Source organism: Edaphobacter sp. (assembly GCF_035532915.1).
Lineage (GTDB): Bacteria > Acidobacteriota > Terriglobia > Terriglobales > Acidobacteriaceae > Edaphobacter.
In genome coordinates, this window is the sequence record NZ_DATKQC010000325.1 from 1 (window position 1) to 5,057 (window position 5,057).

Consider the following 5,057-nt stretch of genomic DNA (forward strand, 5'->3'; position numbering starts at 1 on the left):
AAGCTGCGACGCCGACGGCGAATGTGGAAGAGTCAGATTTTGTGCCAAGCGCGGCCTAGCGGGTTCTTAGACCAACGTATTATGCTTTTGTTGCTCGTCTTCGTCAGAATCAAGCGGTTCCTGGGCCTGATAAAACATAGCGCGCAGAAGAGTTGTCGAATAGAGAGCATACTTGCCATCTTCGAACGTGACGATGATGCCGCTACTCGTTCTATCCACAGAGATGATCCGGGAATCGGTATGCAGCGTTTCTACGCGTAAGGCCTTTTCTCGTCTGTCCGCTAGCTGGCAGATGTCACACTGACCGCAACTTGCCTCGTGAATGAAGTCACTCGCTTCGTTAAGTATCTAAGTTCTTACTAATGATAGCGGCGGCGCGCCTGGCGGCTCTTGTTTTGTCCCTGCTCGGGTCCAGGAGAGAAGGGCTTACGGCGTTCCCCAGGCTGTCGGCGACTGCCGTGGTGATGTCTTCAGCCACCAATTCATGACGGCTTCCGCCGGCTCGTTTGGCGCGGTACATGGCAGCATCAGCGCTTCTCCAGAGTTCAGGGCCGTCTGCCATGGCCCGGATAAACGGCGACCCCCATACTTGCGGTCGAGGTTGGCTGACTGTGTGCCGTTTTGATCAGATTTTCTCAGAGATACTTTGATACGGTGATTGCTGATACGGTCGTACCAATATCGGAGAGCCAGACCAAGAAGCGATCATCGTGGCGCTTGATCTGAAGTGCAAAAACTTGGCAGAAAAGAAGCAAGAGGGTACTCCGGGACAGAGCCTAGGTGTTTAGTCCCGGCAATTGATGGTGCATACTTTTCTGAGCGTGAGAAGGAGGCATTATGGGCCAGGTTTTACACCGGAGCGCCACAACGACTGAGGCGATCCGTCGAGCGATACAACATAGTCAAGAGAGCATGAGGACCCTGGCTAAGCGTCATGGCATCAACCCGAAGACGGTCGCCAAGTGGAAGAAGCGCGAGTCCACGGTGGATCGCCGCACCGGCCCAACCGTTCCGAGATCGACGGTTCTTTCCGTCGAACAGGAAGCCATCATCGCGGCGTTTCGCAAGCACACGCTGTTGCCGCTGGACGACTGCCTCTACGCACTCCAGGCCACGATTCCTCAGCTCACTCGCTCTTCCCTTCATCGCTGTCTGGAGCGTCACGGCATCAGCAGGTTGCCTGATGTCGAAGGCGACAAGCCTAAGAGCAAGAAGTTCGACACCTATCCGATCGGCTTCTTCCACATCGACCCGGCTGAGGTGAGAACGGCCGAAGGCAAGCTCTACCTGTTCGTGGCCATCGATCGCACCTCGAAGTTCGCCGTCGTTGAACTGGTGGAAAAGGCCGATACGCGGGCTGCCGTTGCCTTCCTCGAAGCGCTCGTTGAAGCCGTTCCATACCGCATCCACAGCGTGCTCACCGATAACGGAATCCAGTTCGCCGATCTGCCGAAGAACCGTCAGGGGCCAACGGCACGCTTCCGCGGACATCCCTTCGACCGGCTCTGTCTCCTTCATGGGATCGAACACCGGCTGACCAACCATCCCTGGAGCAATGGCCAGGTCGAGCGCATGAACCGCACCATCAAAGAAGCTACCGTCCTTCGCTCTCTCCCAGACGTGGTCAATTACGCGCACGGCGAGGGAGCTTACATGATCGCTCGTATCGTTGTGTTCAAAGACGCCGCTCTCGGAACAGCTCGACCTGACCCTTGCCGTTCATCCCGCCAATGGCGCTCTCTTCCATGACGGCGAAGGCATCGCATGGACCGCCCCATGGAAGTCTGAGGTACGTGCATATAACATTGCGATCGCGCTTGAAGCTGCTCAAGCTGGCTTCGACGAGGTCCAGTTCGACTACGTCCGTTCCCCGATGGCCCCGCCAAACTGAGCTTCAGTGGTTCTGCAGACGAATCGGGCCGCATTCAAGCCGTCACCGACTTTCTTGTTCAGGCCCACACCGCCCTTGCTCCATACAACATCTTTGTATCAGCCGATATCTTCGGGTATGTCGCTTGGAATCTCAATGACTCCGGGATCGGACAGCAACTCCAGAGAATCGTCGACAGCGTCGATTATGTCTGCCCGATGCTGTACCCCTCAGGTTTCAAGTTTGGCATCCCTGGACACAGAAACCCTATGGCTACGAACGACGACATCTACAACATCATCCGGCTCAGCATTGAAAACAGCATCAAGCGCACTCACGCCAACCCCAAGAAATTTCGTCCCTGGCTTCGGGCATTCCGGGACTACGCCTTTGGCGGCAAGGTCTTTGGTCCCGTAGAGATCGCTGACCAGATCAGAGGCGCCAAAGATGCCAATACGGACGGGTGGATCCTCTGGAATCCACACAATCATTATCAGGAGGCAGATCTTCCTAAAGATTCCGCAATGAAATTCGAAGCTTATGACAAGTTGAAATGAGCAGAGCTTACGTAGAGGGCAAACGACAAAAGGAGAGAAGGTGGGACACCAAAAATATGGCTCTATGGGGAGGGGTAGCGAAAACTCCTCTAATCTATCCTGTCGCCTGGAAGGTTTCATCTGGCGCAACAGATTTGTTGAACGCCAGCCGTGGCTCCAAGCAGTGCCAGTCGATGAGGTCGCGGATTGTGTGATGGTAGGAGCGCCGGGAGTTGGGCGACGTGAGGCGGTGCAGGGTAGACTTGGATTGCTCCAGGTCCGACAGCTTGGGGGTCGTTTTTCAGGTTCTCTTCTTCGCCATCTGGCCGGCCTTCATGCCGCGGCGAAAAGGACGCGTCTCGCTCCAATATCTGACCGGTAGAGCGTTTGTCAGGATCTATCGGCGATCAACTTCCTGTGTGCTCGTGATCCTGGAGCAACGCGCCAACGCTAAGGTAGAACCGCTGATCACTTCCGCTATGCCGACTAATGAGATGGTCCGCCGCTTGATTCCCCTGCGCGAGCAGGAGGGGGTAGAGGCAGTTTCTGACAAGGAGGATCATCGTTATGCAGATACATTCGGTTGGCATCGACCTGGGCAAGACCACTCGACGGCACTACAGCAACGGCTTTGAAGTTTACCCACGAGGTCTGCACAGGAACAACAAGGACGAAAGAACAGTCACAACGGCGTGTCTTCAACCTGATACTGACAATGGTCTCCAACGACCGACCGACTTATAAGGAAAGACACGCGCGCAACTCATCATGGCCAGGAGAGTTGATCTCCACGAAAGGCCGAATACATTTGCGCAGCCTTGTCTTCTTGCCCAAAGCTTTTCCCTTGCAGTCACGCGGCGGACCATACATGATCATTACTATCGGCTTTCGCGCCGATGCTAGACAGGTGAACGAGTGAATTGCACCGTTATCACCAACTGAGTCAACCTCCAAATAGCCCGTGATCCGCCAGGAACCATATGAGATAATCGGGAAGTCTTTAGCAGCTGAACCCTCAGTATCAATCTGTACTGCGTATATGAGCTGGTCGCTCTGAGCTGTCGACCATTCAGAGGCAACGCCGCGATGCCCCGTATACCTAGCCGGGAACTCCATAGGTGGTGACGTTCGCGAACGTTATAGGACATATGGCTCCGCTCAGCGTACATCCTTCGCAACGATCCTGCAGTTCCCGGCGCGGCGCCTGTAACCATGACCGTGCGTACTCCGAGTTCGCCTAATTCTCGGATGAGAGCAGCAGAATCGGAACGAGATGGGTCACTGAGGGCGGTGAGCTTGACTAGCTGCAGAGGGCCGGAAGACCAACGGCTCGGCTTAGAGTAAGCTGCACCTAAGGTGGTCTCTTGAACCTACTTGTCCTCAATGGTGGATCTTCGTCGATCAAATTTTCAATCTTTGCTTCGACAGTAGATGGCTCCGAGCCAAGCCTTCTTCTTGACGGGGAGCTGAGTCGGATTTCTACCGCGGAAGCGGCGCTTGTGATCGTTCAGGGCAAGCAAGCGCAGGAACAGCGGGCGATTCAGGCGTCCGATACGCCGGCCGGAATGATTAGTGTTGTGTTCGATGCAATTCGGAGTGCCGATGCAGGTGAGATAGATGCGGTGGGCTACCGGGTAGTGCATCCCGGGGCAGAGATTTGGGACCATGTGCGCATCACGGACGAGATTCTGAAGAAGCTCGAAGCGGCGGCAAGTTTTGCGCCTCTGCATGACCCGGAGGCGGTAGAGATCATTCGCGAAACAATGCGACGGATGCCGGATGTGCCGCATTTTGCGTGCTTCGATACAGTGTTCCACCAGACGATGCCGGAAGAGGGGTTCACATACGCGATTCCCACGATGTATCGCGAGCGGGGTGTGAGGCGCTATGGATTCCACGGGTTGAGTTGCGAGTCAGTGGTGAGACAGATGCGAAATTTGGGTCTGCTGCCGCGACGGATGGTGATTGCCCACCTCGGGAGCGGGTGTAGCGTAACGGCGGTGGTGGATGGTGAGTCTGTCGATACGACGATGGGGCTTACGCCCACCGGCGGGGTAGTGATGGGGACGCGGCCGGGCGATCTGGATCCCGGGTTGTTGTTGTATTTGCTGCGGCAGCAAGAAGGCACTGACGGGCCGGACAGGTTGGAGAAAATGCTAAACCATGACGCCGGTATGGTGGCACTTACCGGCTTGCCGAATGATATGAAAGCTGTGCGCAAGGCCGCGAAAGAGGGCAATGCGCAGGCGACACTGGCACTGAAGGTGTTCACGCGTGGCATTCGGAAGACGATTGGCGGTTTCGCTTGGCTGATGGGTGGGTTGGACGCGATTGTGTTCACAGGTGGAATTGGGGAGCATGATGCCGCGACCCGCGTCGAAGTGTTGTCTGGGAGTGGAGTTTCGATCAATTCTTCACTCAATGAGGCAAAGAGTGATGGCGTTCGCCGGGTTAGTGCATCTGACTCAAAGACGGCGGTTTTCGCTGTTCCCGCCCAGGAAGATCTTGTCATCGCCCTGCATGTAAAGCGCATGGTCCAGGCGGACGCATAGAACGATAACCTAATGCCGAGGATTAGGCATTCACGAGGTTCCCATCATGAGCAGCACTGCGGCACTCTCTTCTACTGAAGTTCTATCTTTTGATGAACA

Annotated in this window: 2 protein-coding genes and 2 pseudogenes; 3 read left to right on the plus strand and 1 reads right to left on the minus strand. The window is 55.6% G+C overall.

Going from position 1 to position 5,057, the window contains the following annotated elements:
* Window positions 1-66: 66 nt before the first annotated feature.
* The gene (locus VMU57_RS15665) at window positions 67-219 is read right to left on the minus strand and encodes a hypothetical protein (protein WP_325385067.1); all 153 of its coding nucleotides are present in this window, start codon (window positions 217-219) and stop codon (window positions 67-69) included.
* 618 nt (window positions 220-837) lie between these two features.
* Here VMU57_RS15665 and VMU57_RS15670 point away from each other — a divergent pair.
* The 3 genes and pseudogenes from VMU57_RS15670 to VMU57_RS15680 form a co-directional block, all read left to right on the plus strand.
* Window positions 838-1,608 (plus strand): annotated as a pseudogene (locus tag VMU57_RS15670) (DDE-type integrase/transposase/recombinase); the annotation flags it as partial.
* A gap of 61 nt (window positions 1,609-1,669) precedes the next feature.
* Window positions 1,670-2,427, plus strand: a pseudogene (locus tag VMU57_RS15675) (putative glycoside hydrolase).
* Window positions 2,428-3,770: 1,343 nt separating this feature from the next.
* Entirely contained in the window at window positions 3,771-4,958 is a 1,188-nt protein-coding gene (locus VMU57_RS15680) for an acetate/propionate family kinase (RefSeq protein WP_325385069.1), read from the plus strand.
* The last annotated feature ends 99 nt before the right edge of the window (window positions 4,959-5,057 follow it).